20 protein-coding genes and 2 tRNA genes are annotated in these 23,839 nt (G+C 32.0%); 13 read left to right on the forward strand and 9 right to left on the reverse strand.

The annotated features are described in order from the left end of the window. Window positions 1-113 precede the first annotated feature (113 nt). Both WAF17_RS02125 and WAF17_RS02130 read right to left on the reverse strand, forming a co-directional pair. A tRNA-Arg gene (locus tag WAF17_RS02125) sits at window positions 114-187 on the reverse strand. A gap of 158 nt (window positions 188-345) precedes the next feature. After that, window positions 346-419, reverse strand: a tRNA-Arg gene (locus WAF17_RS02130). Between the two features lie 182 nt (window positions 420-601). Between WAF17_RS02130 and WAF17_RS02135 the strand changes: the two genes are divergently transcribed. From WAF17_RS02135 to pheT, 6 genes are all read left to right on the forward strand, one after another. Beyond that, on the forward strand, window positions 602-1,042 hold the full coding sequence (locus WAF17_RS02135; protein ID WP_338765671.1) for a rhodanese-like domain-containing protein: 441 nt from the start codon (window positions 602-604) through the stop codon (window positions 1,040-1,042). A 114-nt stretch (window positions 1,043-1,156) separates the two neighbouring features. Continuing rightward, window positions 1,157-3,637 (forward strand): DUF3160 domain-containing protein, encoded by a 2,481-nt coding sequence (locus WAF17_RS02140; RefSeq protein WP_338765673.1) that lies wholly within the window; start codon window positions 1,157-1,159, stop codon window positions 3,635-3,637. Between the two features lie 334 nt (window positions 3,638-3,971). Beyond that, window positions 3,972-4,187: a hypothetical protein gene (locus WAF17_RS02145; RefSeq protein WP_338765676.1), complete on the forward strand. Its 216-nt coding sequence runs from the start codon at window positions 3,972-3,974 to the stop codon at window positions 4,185-4,187. Window positions 4,188-4,473: 286 nt separating this feature from the next. Then, window positions 4,474-5,010, forward strand: a complete 537-nt coding sequence (locus WAF17_RS02150; protein WP_338765679.1) for a hypothetical protein — start codon at window positions 4,474-4,476, stop codon at window positions 5,008-5,010. 250 nt (window positions 5,011-5,260) lie between these two features. Next, window positions 5,261-6,112, forward strand: a complete 852-nt coding sequence (locus WAF17_RS02155; RefSeq protein ID WP_338765682.1) for an alpha/beta hydrolase — start codon at window positions 5,261-5,263, stop codon at window positions 6,110-6,112. Window positions 6,113-6,661: 549 nt separating this feature from the next. Then, window positions 6,662-9,145, forward strand: a complete 2,484-nt coding sequence (gene pheT, locus WAF17_RS02160) for a phenylalanine--tRNA ligase subunit beta (RefSeq protein WP_338765684.1) — start codon at window positions 6,662-6,664, stop codon at window positions 9,143-9,145. 106 nt (window positions 9,146-9,251) lie between these two features. Here pheT and WAF17_RS02165 read toward each other — a convergent pair whose 3' ends face one another. After that, a complete protein-coding gene (locus WAF17_RS02165) occupies window positions 9,252-9,677 on the reverse strand; it encodes a hypothetical protein (RefSeq protein WP_338765686.1) in 426 nt (141 codons plus the stop codon). Between the two features lie 131 nt (window positions 9,678-9,808). On the opposite strand from WAF17_RS02165, the gene WAF17_RS02170 reads away from it, so the two are divergent. Continuing rightward, a complete protein-coding gene (locus WAF17_RS02170; protein ID WP_338765688.1) occupies window positions 9,809-10,528 on the forward strand; it encodes a carboxypeptidase-like regulatory domain-containing protein in 720 nt (239 codons plus the stop codon). Continuing rightward, the gene (locus tag WAF17_RS02175; protein ID WP_338765691.1) at window positions 10,525-11,547 is read left to right on the forward strand and encodes a transglutaminase domain-containing protein; all 1,023 of its coding nucleotides are present in this window, start codon (window positions 10,525-10,527) and stop codon (window positions 11,545-11,547) included. The genes WAF17_RS02170 and WAF17_RS02175 overlap by 4 nt, the downstream gene beginning before the upstream one ends. Before the next feature lie 61 nt (window positions 11,548-11,608). Here the strand turns inward: WAF17_RS02175 and WAF17_RS02180 are convergent, their stop codons facing one another. Together WAF17_RS02180 and WAF17_RS02185 are read right to left on the reverse strand one after the other, a co-directional pair. Continuing rightward, complete coding sequence (locus WAF17_RS02180) at window positions 11,609-12,712, reverse strand: NAD(P)-dependent alcohol dehydrogenase (protein ID WP_338765693.1); 1,104 nt, start codon at window positions 12,710-12,712, stop codon at window positions 11,609-11,611. A gap of 81 nt (window positions 12,713-12,793) precedes the next feature. Continuing rightward, a complete protein-coding gene (locus WAF17_RS02185; RefSeq protein WP_338765695.1) occupies window positions 12,794-13,723 on the reverse strand; it encodes an ABC transporter substrate-binding protein in 930 nt (309 codons plus the stop codon). A 151-nt stretch (window positions 13,724-13,874) separates the two neighbouring features. Here WAF17_RS02185 and WAF17_RS02190 point away from each other — a divergent pair, with 151 nt between their 5' ends. Together WAF17_RS02190 and WAF17_RS02195 are read left to right on the forward strand one after the other, a co-directional pair. Beyond that, a complete protein-coding gene (locus tag WAF17_RS02190) occupies window positions 13,875-14,327 on the forward strand; it encodes a bifunctional nuclease family protein (RefSeq protein WP_338765697.1) in 453 nt (150 codons plus the stop codon). A gap of 23 nt (window positions 14,328-14,350) precedes the next feature. Continuing rightward, complete coding sequence (locus WAF17_RS02195) at window positions 14,351-15,277, forward strand: alpha/beta hydrolase (RefSeq protein ID WP_338765699.1); 927 nt, start codon at window positions 14,351-14,353, stop codon at window positions 15,275-15,277. A 16-nt stretch (window positions 15,278-15,293) separates the two neighbouring features. Here the strand turns inward: WAF17_RS02195 and WAF17_RS02200 are convergent, their stop codons facing one another. The 3 genes from WAF17_RS02200 to WAF17_RS02210 form a co-directional block, all read right to left on the reverse strand. Continuing rightward, window positions 15,294-15,797, reverse strand: a complete 504-nt coding sequence (locus WAF17_RS02200; protein ID WP_338765701.1) for a YcxB family protein — start codon at window positions 15,795-15,797, stop codon at window positions 15,294-15,296. Between the two features lie 14 nt (window positions 15,798-15,811). Further along, on the reverse strand, window positions 15,812-16,201 hold the full coding sequence (locus tag WAF17_RS02205) for a hypothetical protein (RefSeq protein ID WP_338765703.1): 390 nt from the start codon (window positions 16,199-16,201) through the stop codon (window positions 15,812-15,814). Between the two features lie 73 nt (window positions 16,202-16,274). Further along, a complete protein-coding gene (locus tag WAF17_RS02210; RefSeq protein ID WP_338765706.1) occupies window positions 16,275-18,959 on the reverse strand; it encodes a valine--tRNA ligase in 2,685 nt (894 codons plus the stop codon). Between the two features lie 307 nt (window positions 18,960-19,266). Here WAF17_RS02210 and purH point away from each other — a divergent pair, with 307 nt between their 5' ends. Both purH and rfbD read left to right on the forward strand, forming a co-directional pair. Next, window positions 19,267-20,817 (forward strand): bifunctional phosphoribosylaminoimidazolecarboxamide formyltransferase/IMP cyclohydrolase, encoded by a 1,551-nt coding sequence (purH, locus tag WAF17_RS02215; RefSeq protein ID WP_338765708.1) that lies wholly within the window; start codon window positions 19,267-19,269, stop codon window positions 20,815-20,817. A 119-nt stretch (window positions 20,818-20,936) separates the two neighbouring features. After that, complete coding sequence (gene rfbD / locus WAF17_RS02220; RefSeq protein WP_338765709.1) at window positions 20,937-21,809, forward strand: dTDP-4-dehydrorhamnose reductase; 873 nt, start codon at window positions 20,937-20,939, stop codon at window positions 21,807-21,809. A gap of 112 nt (window positions 21,810-21,921) precedes the next feature. Here the strand turns inward: rfbD and WAF17_RS02225 are convergent, their stop codons facing one another. Then, complete coding sequence (locus tag WAF17_RS02225; RefSeq protein WP_338765710.1) at window positions 21,922-22,647, reverse strand: pyridoxine 5'-phosphate synthase; 726 nt, start codon at window positions 22,645-22,647, stop codon at window positions 21,922-21,924. A 232-nt stretch (window positions 22,648-22,879) separates the two neighbouring features. Between WAF17_RS02225 and WAF17_RS02230 the strand changes: the two genes are divergently transcribed. Then, a complete protein-coding gene (locus WAF17_RS02230) occupies window positions 22,880-23,818 on the forward strand; it encodes an EamA family transporter (protein WP_338765712.1) in 939 nt (312 codons plus the stop codon). The last annotated feature ends 21 nt before the right edge of the window (window positions 23,819-23,839 follow it).

Genomic DNA, 23,839 nt, shown 5'->3' on the forward strand with positions numbered 1-23,839 from the left:
GCAAAGAGTAACCAAACTAGACAGTTTTTGGGTCAAGTGTAACCAAAAATGGACATTTGGAAAAACAAAAAAACCTGTTTAGATAGTCTAAACAGGGTTTTGAGATTGGATTGTGAACCCGACAGGAGTCAAACCTGTAACCTCTACAGCCGTAATGTAGTGCTCTATTCAATTGAGCTACGAGTCCATTTATTTAACTAATTCGTTTACTTTAAAAAACGAATGCAATTACAATTTGTTTATTAATCTGTAATTATTTACAAAACTACTCAAAATATAAAATAGTTCCAAAATTAATTTTATGTAGTTGCCAATATTTCTATTGGCAACTTATCATAAAACTTGTGAACCCGACAGGAGTCAAACCTGTAACCTCTACAGCCGTAATGTAGTGCTCTATTCAATTGAGCTACGAGTCCAGTACAATTAATAACATTCTTTTGTTGTTATTGCGACTGCAAAGGTAGGGAAAGTTTTATAAAATACAAAGGGATTTTAAAAATTATTTTTCACAGATGATAATATAAAATACAACTTCACTTTCGTTTAGAGGTAAAAAATATGCAACTATTTCATAATCAAATATTTAAACTCATTAAAAATGTCATCAATTATTTTTTCAAAAACAGCACTTCTTATTCTTATTTCTTTACTAATGCTAGTTATACAAAACAGTAAGGCACAAAATACAGAAAAGATGAATAACCCAAAAGTTATACAGATTACTCCCCAAGAGGCACTTCAATTACTAGAAAAAGATAGCGCAATTATGATAGATGTAAGAGAAATAGAAGAGCTAGAAATTTTATCTTATGATGTAGATAAAGTTATCAATATTCCTTTGGGAGCAATAAATAACTTTGAAAAGCAAGTTGAAGATGTTTCGGAAAACCGTAAAATAATAATGGTTTGTAGAAGTGGAAGAAGAAGCCAAAAAGCTGCACAAATTTTACTGCAAAAAGGCTACTCTGCTGTTTATAATCTCAAAGGAGGAATCATAGAATGGGAAAAACAGCAAATGAAAGTAAAAAAAGGAAATTAGTTATTCAATTCATTTAAAAAAGTAAAAACGACTCAAAAATTTATTTTCTAAATTATTTTACCTAAATTTTGGAATAAAATCGCATTAAATACTTTTTACCAAATTACCTTTCCAATGAAAAAAATAATCTACTATCTTTTTGTTTTTAGTATAGGGTTTTCATCTTGTGATACTAAAAAGTCATCTATCAAAGAAAATAATCCCTCTGATACTACTTCTATAATAACAAATTCTACGATAGAAACAGAAGAGAACTTACCCAAAGAAGAGGTTTCTGTCTCTTATAAAACAGGCTTATTAGAGAATGATTATTATACTATTGACCTCAATCAAGATTTATCTAATAAATCATTGGAGGAATTGCGTTTGCTTCGTAATGCGCTTGTTGCAAAGCAAGGATATTTATTTATGAGTGCAGATTTACGTGGTTTTTTTTCGGCTCAAGGTTGGTATGATGATGTAATGATGCAACGTTGGGAAGCTGAAGATGAGGGCAGAGAAATAAAACCAATAGCATTAAACACAGAAGAAAGTGCTTTTGCAAACAAAATAAAGGCTTTAGAGGAAGATAAAAAGAAAGAAAATTATATTGAAGTAGATGGCAAAAGAGTTCCTAATATTAATAATGTTGTTAATCTTTGGCAATATGAAAATGTAGATGAGGGGTTTTTGAAAAAAGTAGCTCAAAATGGTTTTGCGATTGTACCTAATGATAATATTCAGTTTTTTCATGTCTATGAAGAAAATGACTATCGCCAAACGCCAAATTTTGTAACAAGTGATATGTATTTACAGCTTTTTCATATGTATTTTATGTATGTCTTGAGGACATTGGAAGAAGAGAATTTTTCTCCTATGTTGGCAGATCTTTGTGAGGGCTTATATAATGCAAATTACAAATTAGCTCAAACCGAAGCTAACCTAGAATTAAAAGAAGCTGCCGAATGGAACTCTACCTATTTCGCAATTGCACTACATTTATTAAATCAACAAAATAAACCTGTCATTGCAGCACATCAAAAGTTTTACAAACAAGAAATTAAGAATGTACTGGCTCAAAGTGATGATACTTCTGAATTTTTAGATTATAAAATTACAGACTTTCCGTATAGCCTTTTCAAACCTCGTGGACATTATACTCGGAAAAAAACACTTCAAAATTATTTTCGTGCTATGATTTGGATTCAGACTGTTCCCCAATGTTTAGATAAAGACAATCATTTGCGTAGAATGGCTCTCAATGCACACTTTTTGAATACCGAAAAATCAACACAAGGAAAATCTCTTATTCAGCTGTATAAAGGAATTTTAGAACCTACTACTTTTTTGATTGGAGAACCTGATAACCTTTCTGCACTCAACATTGTCAATCTTTTGGGAGAAATAGGCATTCAATCTCCTCAAACGCTTACCCAAAAAGCTCCTTTACAAGCTCTCAGAACCAAATTACAGACTTTAGCCAAAACATTAAATAAAATAAAACCTGAAGTAGAAAGAAGTTGTCCTGATAAAATCAATTTGATGCCTCAACGCTATTTAGTCGATAATGAAATTTTGCAGCGTTTGGTAGATATCAAAGAAGGAGAACCTTCAAAACGTCCTTTTCCGAAAGGTTTAGATGTTTTTGCAGCCTTCGGAAATAAAGCAGCTCAGAAAAACTTAGTAGAAGTCTATGATGAAAAAGATAATTGGGAAGAATATATGCCACGTTTAGAAGGCTTACAAAACAAACTCAAAGACTACAACGAGTGGGACGAAGCTGTCTATAATAAATGGATTTATACACTTTTGGGTAGTTTTGATTATGATAAACGAACTCCTCCACACCTCAAAAGTGATGCTTGGGATTTGAAAACACTCAATACGAGTCTTGCTTCATGGGCAGAACTCAAACACGATGCTATTCTGTATGCCGAGCAACCGATGGCAGCCGAGTGTGGTGGTGGTGGTCCTCCAGATCCGTACACGATGGGTTATGTAGAACCAAATGCTGTTTTTTGGAAACGTCTTTTAGAGCTAGTTGATTTGAATAAAGAGTTACTACAAAAACATAATTTATTCAAAACCTTTGAAGAAAAAACAACTCAAATGCGTGAACAGATAGAGTTTTTGAATAGAATTTCTGAAAAGCAATTAGCAAATCAAAAAGTAACAGAATTAGAATTTAGACAATTAGAGTATATTGGAGGAAGTGTTGAAATGTTTACGCTTTCTATCATTGATAATCAACTTTCATATCTGGATAGTTGGGAAAATGTAACTGGAACAGACAAATCAGTTGCTGTGGTGGCTGATATTTATACAAATAATCTTGATACAGAAAAAACTGGGGTTTTGCACGTTGGTGTGGGAAAAGTAAATGATATTTTTGTGATTGTGGAAATTGGTGGATATCTATATCTTACTCGTGGAGGAACTTTTGGCTATCACGAGTTTGTAAAAGACCCAAATACAAGATTAAATGACGAAGAATGGCAAAAGATTTTGGAAACAGATGATAAGCCAAGTCTTCCGAAATTTCTAAATCCAATTTTGTATGAAGGACAACAGAAACCAAAATCAAATGAGAAAGTAATGTATAGTTCGGGTTGTTAAGAAAAAAGTAAATTTATTCATGTTTTTGAAACGTATTTGTCTTTTATTCAGTTATTCTATTTTAGAGCTTGTTTAATTTTTTATTTTGATAGCGAAAATGAAAGAATTTTAGCATAATCAAGGCATTTTTGAAGAGAATAGCGAGTTATTTGATGATAAAATAATGAAGATTATGTTCAAATTACTCGTTTGAAGCAAAAATAAAAATTTCAAACATGCTCTTAATGGTCTTTTGATTTATTATGAAATAAAATTGCAACATCAACTCTATTTTTTTTCGTAAAGCAAGAAAAGTAGCCATTTTACATAAAAATCTATCAAACACAATAAAATTATGAGCAAGAAGAAAGATAAAAAAATGAAAGTAAACCCTGAATTAGAAGGATTGAATGTTCATGTCAATGAGTTTGGCGAAATCGTAACTTCTTATGATGCAGAGGATATAAATAAGTTTTTAGACAAAACACTCTACGATAAAAAAATAAGAAATCAAGATGCAAAAACAGGCTCTTTAAAAGAAAAACACAAAAAACAAGACGAAGAAGAATAGAAACACTTCTTTATTTTTGATTTGATAAACCAAAACCTTTACCGTTATTTTGACTGATGATAAGTAATTGAGTAAAATTAAATATAACGAAACCCACGATTAAAATCGTGGGAAAACCTTTAAAATAGGAATAAAAACAGACTTCCTGCTATCCCATAACTAAAGTTATGGGTTTCGTTTTAAAACCAAATTTTACCATTAATTTATAATTAAATCTGCTCAATTATTCATGTGGTGTATTTTGGCTTATCATTTTTTTTGTCAATTATTTTATTAAAAAATTACCATGAAACTCAACTTACTGTTTTCTGCATTTTTCATTTGTTTTATTTTTATAGGAAGTGAAGTTTTTTCACAAGTTAATCCAAACTCAAAAGATTATTACCTGACACTCAACAAACCTGGGCGCAAGAAACGTATTCGTTTTTATATAGGCGACGAGTTGAAGTTCAAGCTTAAAGAAGAGAATTTTAAACGAACAGCTACTATTACAGCTATGGATTCGAACTCTATAACAATAAATGGAGTAGCCAAAATTCCTTTAGAAGAATTTAGAGTAATTCAAATAAGCAAAAAACGTATAAAAGCTGCTCGTGTACTAGGAACAAATGGAGGTTTTTTATTTATAGGTTTAGGTATTGGAAATACTTTATTGAAAAATAATGGTTCAGAAGCAATGATATACGGTGGTATTATTTCAGTAATAGCAGCACAATTTCTTAGACTCTTTGAAAACCGTAATTATAAACTTAACTCCTATCGTTACTTGAGAACTGTTCCTCATTGGGAAGGTTTGGATTTAGAAAAAACAAAGAGCTATTAAGAACAGATTATGACGAAAAGTACAATTTAGTAATGATAAGTTTCAATAAAAATCACTTTTTTCTCTTCTGATACTATTTTGCATATATTTTTTAGGTAAAAAAATTATGAAATTTGGGATTAATTTGCGTTATTCGGAAAGATTTTTTGAGAAAAACATTCAAGAAATAAGAACAAAACCAATAACACACAAATTAGACATTTTTTATTTTTAGTTATATACAACTCATTTTTACTTCAACCTGCTCTTTGTGAAAGAATTTCAAACACTTCTACAAAAATATACAAATCAACATTCACGCTTTTTAAGTGTCGATGGCGTACTTATTCATTATCGAATTGAGGGAAAAGGCGAGCCTCTCGTCTTATTACATGGTGCTTTCTCGTCTTTACATACTTTTGAAGAATGGACAAAAAGGCTTTCTAAAAAGTATCAAATTATACGATTAGATTTACCAGGCTTTGCCCTTACGGGAACTGTTCCTGATGATGATTATTCAATGAAAAGACATCTTTATTATCTAAACAGTTTTCTAGAAACATTAGGAATAAAAGAATTTCATTTAGGAGGAAGTTCTTTAGGTGGTTGGGTAGCGTGGGAATATGCCCTTCATTATCCCAAAAAAGTAAAAAAATTAATTTTGATAGATGCTGCAGGTTTTTTAGATGCTCAAAGTATTCCCTTGCCTTTCAAAATGGCTCGTACTCCGTTTTTTGGTCGTGTAATCAAATATGTCATTCAGCACAATGTTTTGGAGCAATTTGTACGAGAGGTGTATTATAATCAATCCAAAATTACTCCTCAAATGATAGAGCGTTATTACGAACTTTTCACTAGAGATGGAAATCCAGAAGCATTTCTATTACTTGTAAATAACAAACACAAGGAAAATACAAAGAACCTCAAAAATCTTTCAATGCCTGTTTTAATAATGTGGGGACGTGAAGACCGTTGGATTCCTGTCCGTAATGCACATCGTTTTCATGAGCTTATTCCACAAAATAGAATGTTGATTTATGAACGTGTCGGACATTTGCCGATGGAAGAAGCTCCTGTTCAAACAAGCAAAGCTGTTGTAAAATTTTTGAGTGAAGAATTTTAAGATTATTTCATAAAACAAGTTTATAAGAGTATAAAGTTTGAAAACTCCCATTACTACAAAAAACAGAAATATTGTAATAGATATTCTAAGAGCTTTTTATAATTTCTTATTCAATATTGCTTATTTTACTATCCTATTTTTTAGGAAAAATAACCTCTAATTACTTCTCTGAACCTTTAAATAATTATCTTAGGAAGAGCAAAGGAATAGGCTAAATCTACAACTGCCACTAATCTTTTACTGATTTTATTACAGGAAAAATGGTTCGTTTGAAAAGGTGGCTATTTATATAACCTACCCCAGACACTCCGAAGTAGGGGAGAAAAGCCTATTCAAAGTCCCATTGCTTACAGCGAGGGCTTCGCCGTTTAGGGAGGTCGCATTTTTTTGTCTAGTAGTGTGGTAGTTTACATTAATTTGTTATAGATAATTTACGAAAAACTTCTTACCTTCGCATCTATAAAAAAATTATAAGCAAACCCTAAGGGTTTTAGCTGCGCTGACTTGTCAGTTCAGAAACCCTTAGAGTCTAGAATTGATATTATAACTATGAACATTTCACTTAGCTGGCTCAAAAAATATATTCAACTTGAAGAATCTGCTGAAAAAATAGCAGAATATCTGACCGAAACAGGATTAGAAGTAGAAGGAATCGAAACTTTCGAACAAATAAAAGGTGGTTTGAAAGGTTTTGTAGTGGGCGAAGTAATGACGTGTGAGCAGCACCCAAATGCTGACCGTTTGCGTGTTACGACTGTCGATATTGGAAAAGAAGAAAATTTACATATCGTTTGTGGTGCGCCAAATATTGCTAAAGGACAAAAAGTAATCGTGGCTACAATCGGAACAATGCTTTACCCTAAAGAGGGAGAGCCATTCAAAATCAAAAAAGGAAAAATCAGAGGAGAGGTTTCAGAAGGAATGGTTTGTGCCGAAGACGAACTAGGCTTGGGAACAGAACACGACGGTATTTTGGTCTTAGAAGGCGAGAAAGCACAGCATAAAAACGGAACAAAAGCAAGTAAAGTTTTTGACTTGCAAAATGATACAGTTTTAGAAATTGGACTTACTCCAAACCGAGTAGATGCAGCTTCACATTACGGAACGGCTAGAGACTTAAAAGCTCGTTTGGAATTACCTTTGTGTAAACCCAATACAGAAAAATTTGATGAGCTAGAGAAGGAGATTAGCAAAGAGAAAGCCGTTCAAGTAGAAATAAAAAATGCAGAGGCTTGTCCAAGATACGCAGGAGTAACCCTCAAAAATGTAAAAGTAGCTCCTTCTCCAGCGTGGCTCAAAATGGCTTTGGAATCTATTGGTCAGAAATCAATCAATAATGTAGTCGATATTACAAATCATGTTTTACATTCTTTTGGGCAGCCTTTACACGCCTTTGATGCTGATAAAATTAAAGGAAATAAGATTGTAGTTTCTACCCTTAAAAGCAAGACAGAATTTGTAGCTTTAGACAATGAAAAATATAAATTAGCAGAAAGTGATTTGATGATTTGTGATGCTGAATTGAATCCTCTCTGTATTGCTGGTGTTTTTGGTGGTGCAGATTCGGGTGTTTCTGATGCTACGACGAATATATTTTTAGAATCAGCTTATTTTTCGCCTGATTTTGTTCGTAAGACATCAAAAATCCACGACCTTTTTACAGATGCTTCTTTCCGTTTTGCTCGTGGGACTGACCCAAATAATGTTCTTTATCCACTCAAATACGCAGCACTTTTAATTCAAGAAATTGCAGGAACGGAAGAAACAATTTTTAGTGAAGTTACAGATTTATATTCTCAAAAAATTGATAATCCAACTTTTGAAGTTTCGTACAACTATCTGAACACACTTATCGGAAACGATATTCCTAAGGAAACTGTAAAACGTATCTTGATGGATTTAGATATTGAAATTATAAAAGAAAATACGAATGAAACGGAGGAGTCTATAACGGTTTCAGTTCCTACGTATCGTGTCGATGTTTTGAAACCTGCTGATATTGCAGAAGAAGTTTTGCGTATCTATGGACTAAATAATATTGATTTTCCACAGACGGCAGCGACAGATTATATTGCGCCTTCTATCTCAAAAGACCAAGAAATTCGTAAGAAAACAGCTGATATTTTGGTAGGAATGGGCTTTTCTGAAATGATGAATAATTCACTTACTTCTTCTAATTATGCAAAGGCAGTAGGGATAGAAAATACAAGTGTAAAAATGCTAAATCCATTGAGTGAGGATTTGGATGTAATGCGTCAGAGTTTGCTTTTTGGTGGCTTGGAAAGTATCACAAGAAACTTAAACAGACAAGAAGAACTCATCAAAGGTTTTGAGTTTGGAAAAGTATATTCTAAAATAGAAGAACCGAAAGATGAACAACACAAATATTTTGAAGAGTGGCAACTAGGAATTTTCTTGACAGGACAAACGCCTACTTCATGGAATGCAAAGGCTACTCCAGTAGATTATTTTGAACTTTCTAGTGTCGTTCAAAGAATTTTGAAAGCAGTAGGTTTTGATATTTCTGATTTTGACCAAAATAAATTAAGTGAAGACAATGAACTTCAATACGGAATTGAACTGACAAAAAGAACAGGTAAAGATTCTTTTGAGCAAATTTTGAAAATGGGATTGGTAAAGAAAAAACTGTGTAAATTGACTGATACAAATACAGAAGTTTTTTATGCTCAAATTCGTTGGGAAATTCTTTTAGGGCAAAAAATCAAACCAAGAGAGTTTTCTGAGCTTTCAAAATTCCCTATTGTGCGTCGTGATTTGTCTATCGTTTTGGATAAAAAAGTTTCATTTGCTGATGTCCAGAAAATAGCTCAAAAGACAGAAAGAAAGATTTTACAAAACGTTTCTGTTTTTGATATTTACGAAGGAGATAAAATGGAAGAAGGCAAAAAATCGTATTCTGTTGCTTTTTCACTGCAAGACAAAAATAAAACGCTAGACGAAAAAACGATTGACAAAACAATGCAACGACTTATTTCTGCCTATGAAAAAGAAGGCGCATTGATTAGAAAATAGTTTTCTAGTCGTCGGTGGGGACACCGACAACGGCAGGAAAATGTAGCCGATACTTTAGTGTAGGAAATGTTAGGGATAAAGCACACTTTATCCCTTTTTTTATGTCTTACTTTTTCAATTGAATGTTTGCATCTGCTTTCAAACAAAACTCTCCTTTTAACTTACTGGCTACTAAATCTCCAAAAGTTAAATGTGTTTTTTGTTCTCCTAAGATAAACTTGAATACTCTTCGTATTTTTGGAAAAAAATAAATTATAGTATGTATCAAAATGATAAAAGGAAAAATTAAAAGAAGGAAAAGTTCTTTTAAAGACCAAACTTCTGAATAAAAATGCTTATCGTAATCAAAATTCTCATAACTTACTTTGTACTTTTCAAAATATTCTTCTAGTAAAAAAACATTATCAGCTCCCCAAAAACCTAATTCATTATCAATTGTAGCAGAAAGAATTATGCTTTTATTTGTTCCTCTTTCAAGAAATACCTTGATTTCTAAATAAGATTCTTTAATTTCTTTGTAGGTAAATTCCATAAATTTATTCTTTTGAGTTATGTTCTTAAAATTTAAAGCATACAAAGAAATTTCCTTTCTACTGCAACGCTTTATACTTTATTTGACGTACTGTAAACATATTACAGATTTTTAAGAAAAAAAATAAAATCATGCAAAGAAAAACTACTATTTCCATAAATAAGCCTTGTTCAGAAAATTTTGATAACTTCAAAGCTACAAAAGCAGGTGGTTTTTGTGGTTCTTGTCAGAAAGAAGTCATCGATTTTACTCAAATGAGTGATAAAGAGATTATAGCCTATTTTCAGAATAATCAAAAAAAGTCTTGTGGTCGCTTTAATGAATCTCAACTCAAAACTTATTCTACTGTTACTCCTTCAAAAAGAACGTACAGTTTGAGGAAAATAGGAATTGGTTTAATGAGTTTTTCTCTTCTTTCTCTACTATCAATTAATAAAAGTCAAGCCCAACAGGCTAATCCAACTATTATTACAGAAACATCTGAAAAGCAAGAAAAAAGTAGTGAAGATAAAAACTTGACGGGTAGAATTAACCAGTTTACAATAACAGGAAATATTACTAGTCCAGATGGAGCTTTACCAGGGGCTGTTATTTATATAAAGGGAACTAAAAGAGGAACTCAAACAGATATTGATGGAAATTTTAGCTTTGTTATACCTGACGGAGAAGTTGTACTCGTATTTTCATATGTTGGTTTTAAAAGCAAAGAAATAGAAATCACAGAAAATACTCCACGACATTTAACAGTCTTATTAGAGTCTTCTTGTGAACTTTTGGGAGAAGTAAGTGTCAATGAGGTTTATCAATCAAAGCAAACAGTTTGGCAAAAATTTAAAGGTTTATTTAGATGATTCGATTTTTCTGTATTTTATTCTTGCTAAGTATTGAAGTAGCAAAAGCACAAGTAAGTGATTTTGAAAGTGTAGATTTTCGTAAAGCAGATAGTGTTGCAAATCACTACGAAGGCGAGAGCGTAGAAAACTTACCTTTACTTTCTTATAAGCTAACAAATTCATTGCCTTCTGATGTAGAAAAATTTAGAGCAATATATACGTGGGTAAGCAAAAACATTGAAAACGATTACTTAGGATATGTAAAAAATAGAAGAAAACGTCAGAAATTCCAAGACGATAGTTTGGCTTTGAAAAATTGGAACAAATCATTTTTACCAAAAGTATTTGAGAAATTAGTTAAAGAAAAAAAGACGCTTTGTACAGGCTACGCATATTTAGTAAGAGAGTTAGCAACTATGTCTGATATAGAATGTAAAATTATTGATGGCTATGGAAGAACGGCAACTACAAATACAAACGAAGAAAATAGCATTCCTAATCACTCGTGGAATGCAGTAAAATTGAATAACAAATGGTATCTCTGTGATGCAACTTGGTCAAGTGGATTTTTTGATACAGAAAAAAATGAGTTTATTTCAGAATATAATGAGGGTTATTTTTTGGCTGAACCCAAACTATTTCTTAAAAATCATTACCCTTTAGAGGAAAAATGGATGTTATTGGAAAATAAACCTAGTCTTTCTCAATTCTTAAAAGCTCCATTGGTTTATAAATATACTTTCAATTACCAGCTTATCCCAGTAGAACCTCAAAAAATGAAAATAGAGATAGGGAAAAATGAAATAATTAGCTTTTTATTTGAAGCTCCCGATTCACTCAAAACAGAAACTATTGAATTAGAACTAAGCTTAGGTTCTTCTAAATACTCTAAAAAACCTCTCATTAATAGAACCAAAGAAGGATTTTTAGAATTAAAATATACATTCGAAAAACTAGGTCATTATGATGTTCATATAAAAATTGATAACCAATATCTTGTTACCTATACGGTTAGGGTTAGAAGAAATAAAAAATAGGGATAAAAAAAGCACAAGATTTTGGTCTTGTGCTAATCTGAAAAAATGAGATAATAATTTTTTAGGCTTTCATATCAATTACGTATCTAAAACGTACTTTTTCCTTCTTTATCTTTTCAAAGGCATCATTAATATCTTCTATTTTCATCATCTGTACTTCTGGATGAATATTATGTTCTGCACAGAAATCAAGAACTTCTTGTGTATCTTTTACGCCACCTATTACCGAACCTCCTACTTGACGAGCTAGTTTTGCTACTTCCATATTATTAAGAGGTTCTTTGTATTCTCCCAAAAGACCAACCGTTACCAAACTACCACGAATAGCAAGTAGCTTAACATAAGGATTTACATCAAAAGCATAAGGAATTGTAATTAGTATATAATTAAAATTCATAGCATTTTTTTTCATTTCCTCATCATTTTCTGAAATCAGAACGTGGTCAGCACCTAATTCTAAGGCTTCTTTTCGTTTGGCTTCTTGTGTAGTGATTGCTGTTACTTCTGCGCCCATTGCTTTTGCTAGTTGCACAGCCATGTGTCCAAGTCCTCCTATTCCAACAATAGCTACTTTATCTCCTTGCTTGATGTTCCATTGTTTGAGTGGCAAATAAGTTGTTATTCCTGCGCACAAAATAGGAGCTGCTTTCTTTATATCTAGCTTTTCAGGAATACTTAACAAAAACTCTTCATTTGAAACTACATGACTAGAATAACCTCCAAAAGTATTAAAATCAGATGCTGGGTCATTAAAATAACCGTTATAGGTCATTGTTGCACCATGAGGTCCTGCACAAAACTGTTCTTCATTATCTTGGCAAGGCTTACAGGTCTGACAGCTATCTATCATACAACCAACTCCTACTAAATCTCCTTCACTAAATTTTGTTACTTTATTACCGACTTTTGCTATTTTGCCAATAATCTCATGCCCCGGTACACATGGATAACGAGTATTTTTCCAATCATCGTTTACTTGATGAATATCACTATGACAAACGCCACTATATAGTACCTCTACAATAACTTGGTTATCATTAATCATGGGACGTTCTACATCCATTTCTGATAGCCTATGGTCTGTTAGTTTGTTAAGCAAATTATCTTTTGCTCCATAGCCCTTTACTACAAATGTGTTTTCTTTGAATTTAATATCGGTTTTCATTCTAACTAGATTAAAAAGTGTTATGTAAAAAAAGTAATTCTATCTTTTCTATAAAGATAGAATTACTCCCATAACGTTATGCTACGAAAATTGTTTTTCTAGTTTTAGAAGTTCATTTGTAAACAAATCTTGATGAAGAATCCTCTCATTTTCTAGTTTATTATCAACAAGCCAATTCAAGAATGAACTAACTCTTTCAGTTTTCATAGAACCACATTCTGAATCAGTTTTAAAATATGGAGCAGTAAAATTAATTGACTTTTCTAAATCAACATTTTGCTTATCATATTCTGTTAGATGTTTTTCTAGGATTTTTATAGCTTCTAATTTATTTTCTAGGGCGCATAAATATCCTTTTTGAGTAGCTTTTATAAAATTTGAATACTCCTCTTTTTGGCTCTTTAAATTGCTGTTTTTTGTAATAATGACAGGAGAATAACAATAAGGAATATCAAAATCACCTAAAGAAAATTTATTGAGTGCTACATTTTTTGATTCAGCTTCTATTCCTTCCCAGTTATTGAATATCCAAGTCGCATCAGCTTTATTTTCTAATAAAATGTTCCAGATTCCTAGTTTTTCAGGATATACTAATTCAATAGCTCCAGTTCCTCCATCATTTTTGACCATTTGTTTCACAATATAGTCTTCATAACGTGCTTTATAAGAAGCATATATTTTTCCATCTAAAATTTTAGGTCTATCTATTTTTGAAGATTTTAGTGTTGCAATACTGCTAATATCTTCTTGCAAAATGGCGAAAACAGCAATAGCATCAACTACATTTTTTTTGTTGTTTAGACTAATTACAGTTTCGAAAGGTGCAATAGCAAAATCGGTTTCATCTAGCTCTAATTTTTTACCTGGAGTAAGAGCATAATTATCTTCTAAAGGATTTAGAATTGTTGTTTCTATCTCTAATTCTTTGTAAAATCCTAGTTCTTTTGCTATAAAAATTCCGATATGATTGATATTTGGCGTCCAATCTAAAGCGATTCTTAATTTTTTCATGATGTGTTTTAGTATTAAAAATTGGTTTGAACGACAAATATAATAATTCTTATTATCCTATAAAGTTAAATACAGATAAAGACTAATTTAAGTGAAAAAGCTATATATTTGTGCTTTAGAAATCAGTAATAATATCTAAGTCGTAGAACCAATGAATGCAAATAGTGAGTTGATAGAATTGGGAATAATAGGACTAGCTGACAGTAATAAAAAAAAGAAATGGTGGAATAAGATTTTAAAAAAAGAAGTAGCAAAATATATTCTAGTTCTTTCAAAATCTGATGATGAGAACCAAAGAATACCTCTAGTGATTGGAAAGTTTGAAGCTCAAGCCATTGCAACAGTAATAGAAAACGTAACCCTTCCCAACCCTTGTACTCACGATTTATTCAGAAATGCAACTATAAAATTTGGGTTTTCTCTCAAATCTATTGTTATAAATAAATTCAAAGAGGGAATTTTTTCTTGTACTATGAATTATTCAGATGGTAAAACAGATATAGAACTCACTGCAAGAACTTCTGATGCTATTGCTTTAGCCATACGCCATAAATGTCAGATTTTTATAACCAAAAAGGTATATGAAGAAGTCGTAATTTTATGAAGGAATTAAAATAAAACTAAAAAATGAACTTAGAAAAAGACTTTACTACCCAAACTCTAAATTTAAAAGATGATTACGAAGGAAATGTAATTGCTACACTTATCTCTTGTAATGCAAATACAGGAAATCGGAAAAGCATAATTTATATTCACGGCTATATTGACTATTTTTTTCATCCTCATGTAGCTAAAAAGTTTATTGAAAATGGATTTGATTTCTATGCGCTAGATCTTCGTAAATATGGACGTTCGTGGCTTTCTCATCAAAGAGGAAATTATTGTAAGTCTATTACAGAGTATTTTGAGGAAATAACGATGACGATTAATCAGATTTCTGAAAAAAATAATTCTCCAATTTACCTTTTAGGGCATTCTACTGGGGGACTTATAGCATCTAATTATGCTAATTTTGGAGAAGAAAAAAATAAAGTAAGTGGTCTTATTCTAAACTCTCCCTTTTTGGATTTTTATGAATCAGAGCTTAAAAAGAATACTATTTTAGCTGCTTGTAATTTTCTCGCTTTATTTTCAGATTATGCTTATATCAATAACATGCTTTCGCCTGTCTATGTGCAAAGTATTCATAAAGATTTCAAAGGAGAATGGGATTTTAATTTGAAATGGAAATATACAAAAGGCTTTCCTACTTACTTCAAATGGGTTTTGGCAATTGATGAGGCGCATGAAAACCTGATAAAACACTCAAATATTCAAGTTCCTATTTTGGTCATGCACTCTTCTGCTTCTAACAAACTCTCCAACTTCTCCGAAGAAGCTATGAGAAAAGATATTGTTTTGAATGTAGAAAACATAAAAGAACGAGGCGCAAAACTAGGAAATAAAGTTACTTTGTTAGAAGTAGAAAATGCGATGCATGATATTTTTCTGTCTCCTAAAAATGTTAGAGAAAAGGCTTTTGAAGGAATGTTTGAATGGCTTTTGGAGAATTAATTATTTGTTCCCAAACCTACTTTTTTAATTTGTTCTCAACATGGCTTTGTAAATCTACTATTTTGTTTAGTATTGCTATTTGGTCATTATTCAAACTTTCCTTTGGAATTAATCTCGCTGCTTTAGGGTTTTCCCAAATTAAAATCAAATTCTTTGTTTCACTTACAGAGATTACATTCGCCCAACTTTGAGTCGATTTAAAAGTTCCACCTTTTACTGTAATGAATTCATCTGTTATTTCGTAATTCATTTGTTCGTGCAAAATGGGCTGATTTTTATACGCTTTTTTGGAGGAAAAATAAATTGAAATAGGTACATAAATTACCATTGAAGACAAAAAAATCAAAAACCATTTATAATTACTCTCTACTTTATTGAGAAAGCTAAGAACTGTAATGTAAATAAAAAAAGGAGTAGCCAAAACCATTAATTTTGCAGACCAGCGTCTGTAATAAGAATAATAATTGAAGCGAATAAAGTCTTTTTTAGAAATTTGTGAGGTAAAATTTATTTCATTCATTTTTATAAGATTAGTTATACGTTTGATTTTCTATCTAAAAATTTTAATCTTTTTGAAATGGGTAGCAAAAAAGCCAAATAGAGATAATATATTCCTATAAATAGCATCAAAACTGAACTTTGTTCGGCAGCTCCCAAAAAACATGCGATTGATAAAAGAATTAGACTGGGAGTAATTATCCACTTTACCCAAGAAAAACCAAAATAAAATACAAATAAAGAAGACAATATTAATATACTTTTGATTACTCCTCCTAGAATATCTTTATTTCCAACTCTCCATATTTCAACTACAAAGAGAGTTTCACAGACAAAACAGAAAAAAATAAGAAGTATAAAAAAATTTTTAGCCTTCTCTTTTAAATTATTTTCTGGTACAGGGTAATCTAAAATATCATTTTTCATTTCAGTAACAAGTTATTACAAAAATCTCTGTAATTTAATAAATCAAAATTACAGAGATTAAAACTTATTTTTATTAAACCAAACTCATCAAAGCTTCTTCCAAAGCCTTAATTTTTGCTTCTGCATCAGCTTTCTTTTGGCGTTCTTTTTCTACGACTTCTGGTTTTGCATTGTTTACAAAACGCTCATTCGAAAGTTTTTTATCTACACCTATCAAAAATCCTTTTGCTCTTTCTATCTCCTTTTGAAGATTCTGACGCTCCTCTTCTATATCAATTTGAATTGGAACAGAAAACTCATCTCCTTTTACTACAAAACTCATTGCTGGGTTTGGCTTTTCATCTGTAAAGTTGATGTTCTCTACACCTGCCAGTTTCTGAATCAGAGAAAGATATTCATCATAAAAACTAGCATCAGATGTTTTTACGAATAAATCTAGCTTTTCTTTTGGAGGAATACTTTTAGCATTTCTTACTTTTCCAATTTGAGAAACTATTTCAAAAATCTGTTCTGTTTTTTCTAAAATAGCAGTATCAAATGCTTTCACTTTTGGATATTCTGCAACAATAATTGCTTCTTTCTCTGCTCTCTCATTTGTAATATGCCAAATTTCTTCTGTGATAAACGGCATAAAAGGATGCAAAATTTTCATTAGCGTTTCGAAAAACTCAATCGTTTTGTCATATGTTCCTTTATCAATTGGAGAACCATAAGCAGGTTTTATCATTTCTAAATAATTGGAACAGAACTCATTCCAAATCAATTTATAAACTCCCAAAAGAGAATCCGAAATACGATATTCTTCATAGTTACTTTCAATTTCTGAAAGTGTTTGATTGAGTTTTGCTTCAAACCAATTTATGGCTACTTGATTTCCTTGTGGAATCGAATCATTTGTTTTTTCAAGGGATAATAAAAGACGTAGCGCATTCCATATTTTATTAGAAAACTTACTTCCCTGCTCACATAATTTTTCATCAAAAGGCAAATCATTTCCTGCTGGAGAAGAAAAAAGCATTCCTACACGAACACCATCAGCACCATACTGTTTGATTAAATCTAATGGGTCAGGAGAATTTCCTAACGATTTAGACATTTTTCTACCTTGCTTATCTCTTACAATTCCTGTCAAATAAACGTCTTTAAACGGTTTTTTGCCTGTATATTCGTACCCTGCAATTATCATTCTGGCTACCCAAAAGAAAAGAATTTCTGGCGCAGTAACCAAAACTTGTGTTGGATAGAAAAAGTCTAGTTCTTTATTTTTAGATAAATCAATTTTTCCTGTTTCTTTATCAAAACACTCATCATTAAACCCGTCAAAAACAGCAATAGGCCAAAGCCACGAAGAAGCCCACGTATCCAAAACATCATCATCTTGACGAATGTCATTTTCAGTTACTTCTTTTCCTGTTTTTTCTTTGATTAATTGCAGAGCTTCTTGCTTCGTTTCTGCTACAACAAAATCATCATCTTCATCTCCATAAAAATAAGCAGGAATTTGATGTCCCCACCAAAGCTGACGAGAAATACACCAATCTCTTACATTTTCCATCCAATGACGGTATGTATTCTTAAATTTTGCAGGGTGTAAAACGATTTCATCTTTCTCAACAACTTCTAAAGCCGTTGAAGAAATATCTTTCATTTTGATAAACCATTGTAAGGAAAGTTTTGGCTCAACAACGCTTCCTGTACGTTCTGAACGACCAATTCTTGAAACAGTTTCTTCTTTTTCTACTAACAAACCAGCTTCTTCTAACTTCTTTGTAATGAGTTTACGAACTAAGAAACGGTCTTTTCCTACCATTTCAGGCATTTCACACTTTTCATTTAGCGTTCCATCATCATTTATTGTATCAATGATTGGTAAATTGTGTCTTTGTCCGATTTCGTAGTCATTAGGGTCGTGTGCAGGTGTAACTTTCAAAAGTCCTGTACCAAACTCTATCTCTACATATTCATCTGCAATAATTGGAATTTTGCGACCAATAAACGGAACGATTGCATTTTTTCCAATCAAATGTTTGAAACGCTTATCTGTTGGGTTTACAGCAATGGCAACATCACCCATGATTGTTTCGGGTCTTTGTGTGGCAATTGTAATTGTTCCTCCATCTTCTAATTCATATTTTGTGTGATACAAAAATGCTTTTTCGCCTTCTTCTTTATAAATTATTTCTTCATTTGAGATAGTTGTTTGAGCTTCACAATCCCAGTTTACCATTCTGTTGCTACGATAAATAAATCCTTTTTTATACAAATCTACAAAAACACGAATAACAGCTTTATAATAGCCTTCATCCATTGTAAAACCTGTACGATTCCAATCACAACTCGCACCTAATTTTTTGAGTTGTTCTAAGATTATTCCACCATATTTATCTTTCCACTGATAAGCATGAGATAAAAACTCTTCTCTAGTAAGGTCAGATTTTTTGATTCCTTGTTCACGAAGCAAACGAACTACTTTAGCCTCCGTAGCAATAGATGCGTGGTCAGTCCCTGGTACCCAAAGAGCTTCAAAGCCTTGCATTCTAGCACGACGCACCAAAATATCTTGGATAGTGTTGTTGAGCATGTGTCCCATGTGCAAGACACCAGTAACATTTGGTGGAGGGATGACAACGGTATAAGATTCTTTCTTAGGCTCATTTTCAGTTGGGACATGGGCTTCAAAAAATTTATTTTCAAGCCAGTATTCATACCACTTATCTTCTATCTCGGTGGGTTGGTAGGTGTTGCTAAGTTCAGTCATTTTATATGTGGTTAGACACACAACTGTATGTCTGTACGTTAATATCAATTTTTAGTAATCACTTTAATCTGTAAAGTTCAGAAATTTTTGAGAAAGAATTAAATTTTATTTGAATTTTAATACAACAATCTGAAAAATATGTTTTTTATTGCTTCTTCTATTTTTATCTGATTGTTATAGATTTGAATTTCTCTCTTTCAAATTTCAGATTTATATGTAGTTTTGTAGAAATAGTGTACGAAAATATATTCTGAATAATATAAACAAACAGAATATTCAACCATACAGTAAAAACTCAAAACTTCTTATGCAAAAGAAAATCAAATCTGCGCTCATTTCAGTATTTTATAAAGACGGCTTAGAGCCTCTTTTACAGACACTTGCTAGTCAAGGAGTTACAATTTATTCGACAGGAGGAACTCAAAAGTTCATTGAAGAACAAGGCATTTCAGTTTCTCGTGTTGAAGACCTTACTTCTTATCCTTCTATTTTCGGAGGGCGAGTAAAGACACTTCACCCAAAAGTTTTTGGAGGAATTTTACATCGTCGTAATCTTGAAAGTGATAGAGAAGAAGCAGAAAATTACGAAATTCCAGAAATTGACTTAGTCATTGTAGATTTATACCCTTTTGAGGAAACTGTCAAGTCTGGTGCTAGTGAAGATGAGATTATAGAAAAAATTGATATTGGAGGTATTGCTCTCATTCGTGCAGCAGCCAAAAACTATAATGATGTAGTTATTATTTCTGATAGAAAAGAATATCCACTCCTCAATCAGATTTTGAGAGAACAAAATGGAAGCACTAACTTAGAAACTAGACGTAAGTTTGCTACAAAAGCATTCAATACAAGTTCGCATTATGATACAGCTATTTTCAATCATTTGAATCAAATTGCTACACAGGGAGATGATTTGAATTTAGTTTTTAAAGAAAGTATTAAAGAAGGAAGAGCCTTGAGATATGGAGAAAACCCACATCAGAGAGGTTATTTTTATGGAGATTTGGAAGCTCTTTTTGAGCAACTTAATGGAAAGGCACTGTCTTATAATAATCTTGTGGATATTGATGCTGCCGTTGCTTTGATTGATGATTTTGAAGAAAGTAAAAAAGAAACTCCTGCCTTTGCCATCTTAAAGCATACAAATGCCTGTGGAATGGCAACTGCAAAAACAGTAAAAGAAGCCTATAAAAAAGCCTTTGCAGCCGATACTCTTTCTGCTTTTGGTGGTGTTTTGATTACAAATGGAGAAGTAGATGAAACAGCAGCTCAAGAAATGCATGATTTATTTTTTGAAGTTTTAATTGCACCTAGCTTTTCAGAGAAGGCATTAGAAATCTTGATGAAAAAGAAAAATCGTATTCTTTTGAAACGTAAAGATGTAGATTTTCCACATGTTCATTACAAAACATTACTAAACGGTGTAATTTCTCAAGATGCAGACAAAAAACAAGAGACTAAAAAAGACCTCAAAACAGTAACAAAGCAAGAGCCAACAGAAGCACAAATTGAAGCTTTACTTTTTGCTAATAAGCTCGTAAAACATACAAAATCAAATACAATTATTTTAGCTAATGAAGGGCAGCTTTTAGCAAGTGGTGTCGGACAGACTTCTCGTGTAGATGCGCTCAAACAGGCTATTACAAAGGCAAAAGTATTTGGTTTTGATTTGAAAGGGGCAGTTATGGCTTCTGATGCTTTCTTTCCTTTTCCTGATTGTGTAGAAATTGCAGCACAAGAAGGAATTAGCGCAGTTATTCAACCAGGAGGTTCGATAAAAGACCAAGATTCTATTGATATGTGTGATAAAAACAATATGGCGATGGTTTTGACAGGAACTAGACATTTTAAACATTAATTTTTAAAAATCAGGTCACTCGTGCAGACACAAGTAACGGAAAAATATAAGGTACATCTTATGTGTACAATAAACACCATTGCTTGTGTCCCCACGAGCGATTATTATATAATAAACCTATGATTTTAGTAACAGGAGCAGACGGACAATTAGGACAAGAACTTCAAGCCTTAAAAAAAGCCTACCCTTTTGAGTTTCATTTTACTGATTTTGAGAAATTAGATATTACGCATTCGAAGCGAGTAAATGAATTATTCGAACTCAAACATTTTGATTATTGTATCAATGCAGCAGCTTATACAGCCGTTGATGCCTCTGAAAATGATAAACTAGCAGCTTATGAAGTGAATGTAATAGGAACAACCAACCTAGCTAAAGCCTGTGCAAAACATGGCGTTCGTTTGATTCATATTTCGACAGATTTTGTTTTTGATGGCAATAAATGTACGCCTTATACAGAAAATGACACGCCTAATCCGAAAGGAGTTTATGGGACTTCGAAATGGCAAGGAGAAAAAAATGTTTTACAACACAATCCACATACAGTTATTTTAAGAACAGCATGGCTATATTCTACTTTTGGTAAAAATTTCGTCAAAACAATGCTTTCACTTGCTAATAAAAATCCTTTGAAAGTTGTTTATGACCAAATAGGAACACCTACGTATGCACGAGATTTGGCTGATACAATCCTTCAAATTATTCTTAGCATGGAAGATAAAAATTTTATAGAACCTCATTTATGGGGAACATATCATTACTCAAATGAAGGTGTAGCGAGTTGGTATGATTTTGCACAAGCAATCTTTGAAATCTCTAAAGACACAAAAGATAAGAAAGTGAATTTAGAGCCTGTTCGTTCGATAGAATTTCCAACTGCAGCAGAACGTCCTTCGTATAGTGTATTGGATAAATCTAAAATAAAACAAAACTTTGATATCGAAATTTCTCATTGGAGAGATGCTTTGAAACGTTGTTTGAGTAAGATGTAAGGGGATTTACTTTATAGCCTCAATATTGTTTTGTAATAATGAGAGTTTTCAAAAAAGGAACTTTTCCCATGATTTTAATCGTGGGAAAAGTTTTACTATGCCAGTATAAGAGCTAAACTTTCAAAGCTCTCTTATAAAGTCCGATTGTATTTTCTAATCCCAAATAAAGTGCATCACAGACAAGTGCATGACCGATTGAAACTTCCTGCAAATAAGGTAAATGTTTGGCTAAATAATTTAGATTATCTAAATCCAAATCGTGTCCTGCATTGATTCCTAAACCTAATTTGTGAGCAAATTCTGCACATTGAACATACTTTCGAATTGCTTTTTCAGGGTTTTCCTTAAAATTATTAGCATAACTTTCTGTATAAAACTCTATTCTATCTGCTCCTGTTTTGGCAGCAGCCTCAATAAACTGGTCTATTGGGTCAATAAAAATAGAAACCCGAATACCTAAAGCCTTCAAATCTGTAATTATTTCTTTCAAATAATCTTGGTGTTTGATAGTATCCCAACCAGCATTCGAAGTAAGAACACCATCCGAATCAGGAACTAAAGTGGCTTGTGTTGGCTTTATTTCTTTGACTATTTCTAAATAGCGTCCTTTTTGTGGATTTCCCTCAATATTAAATTCTGTCTTTACAATTTTTGATAATTCATAAGCATCTTGATAACGAATATGACGCTCATCAGGGCGTGGATGAATCGTAATTCCTTGCGCTCCAAAACGCTCACAATCTTGAGCTACTTGTATTAAATTTGGATTGTTTCCTCCTCGTGCATTTCTTAGGGTTGCAAACTTATTTATATTTACGCTTAGTTTGGTAGAGTCCATTTGGCTATATTTTACTTTTATTGAGTGATAATCTTTTTTTTTGATAAAAAAACCATTATGAATTATAACTAGATATTCAAAATTACTGCTTTTATTTTGCTCAAACAATAAATATCATACAAAATACTCATCACTAAGCATCTAAATCTTTATAGAATTTATGATAAAAGGTTTAAGAGTTTTTTGTATTTTAGAGATTCAAATACTCCTCACTTCATAATGCTTAATTCTTTTGTTAAAATATCATCTCCGTCTTCATTTTGTTATTTGGCTTTCTAGTCTTGTTCCGTTGGTTGTTAATCAAATTGATTTATCAGCTACCGAAATTGTTTTTTATCGGACTTCAATGGCTGTTGTATTTTTAGCTATTTGGCTTTTACTTATTAAAAAATTCAAATGGACAGGCAAAAAAACTTATTTTTTGATGGGAACTGGAATCCTTACTTTTGCTTATTGGACACTTATTGTTCTTTCTGCAAAACTAGCAAATGAAGCTGTTTGCCTTATCGGACTTGCTACAATACCTCTTTTTATCAGTATTTTACGACCCATTTTGGGAAAAGGAACTTTGTCAGTAGGAGAAATAATCACAGGACTAAATGCTATTTTTGGAATATATATTATCTACAGTTCTGATTTTGATTATGGGTTAGGCTTTTTCTTAGCTCTTCTTGCTGCCTTTTTTGGTGCGTTAGTTACTATTTTTAATGCAGAGCTAGTAAAAAAAGAAGATTCACTGGTTATTACCTTCTATCAAATGTTAGGAGCTAGTATTACAGCTTTTCTTCTTTTACTTTTTTCTACTTTTTGGGGAGGAGTAATAAGTGATTTTATTCCTGTAAAATGGAGTTTGACGTTACGTGATTTTGTCTTGATATTTAGTTTAGCACTAGGAGTTTCTGTCTATGCGTATAGCGAATCAGTACGATTAATGAAGTTTCTAAACCCTTTTACAGTAGCGATGGTTGGAAATTTAGTTCCACTTTATGGAATTGTGAGTGTAATTATTTTATCTTACCTTTTTAATTCAGTGGAAACTTCAAAAATGGATATTTATTTTTATGCAGGTGGAATCATTTTGGTTTCTGCTGTGGTAGCTCGTCCGTTAGTGATTTGGTATTTTGAAGTTTATGATGTTAGTGAAAATATCAAAAATAAAACGAATCAGTAATCATTGTTTTATCAAAAGATG

The organism is Bernardetia sp. ABR2-2B (assembly GCF_037126435.1).
GTDB lineage: Bacteria > Bacteroidota > Bacteroidia > Cytophagales > Bernardetiaceae > Bernardetia.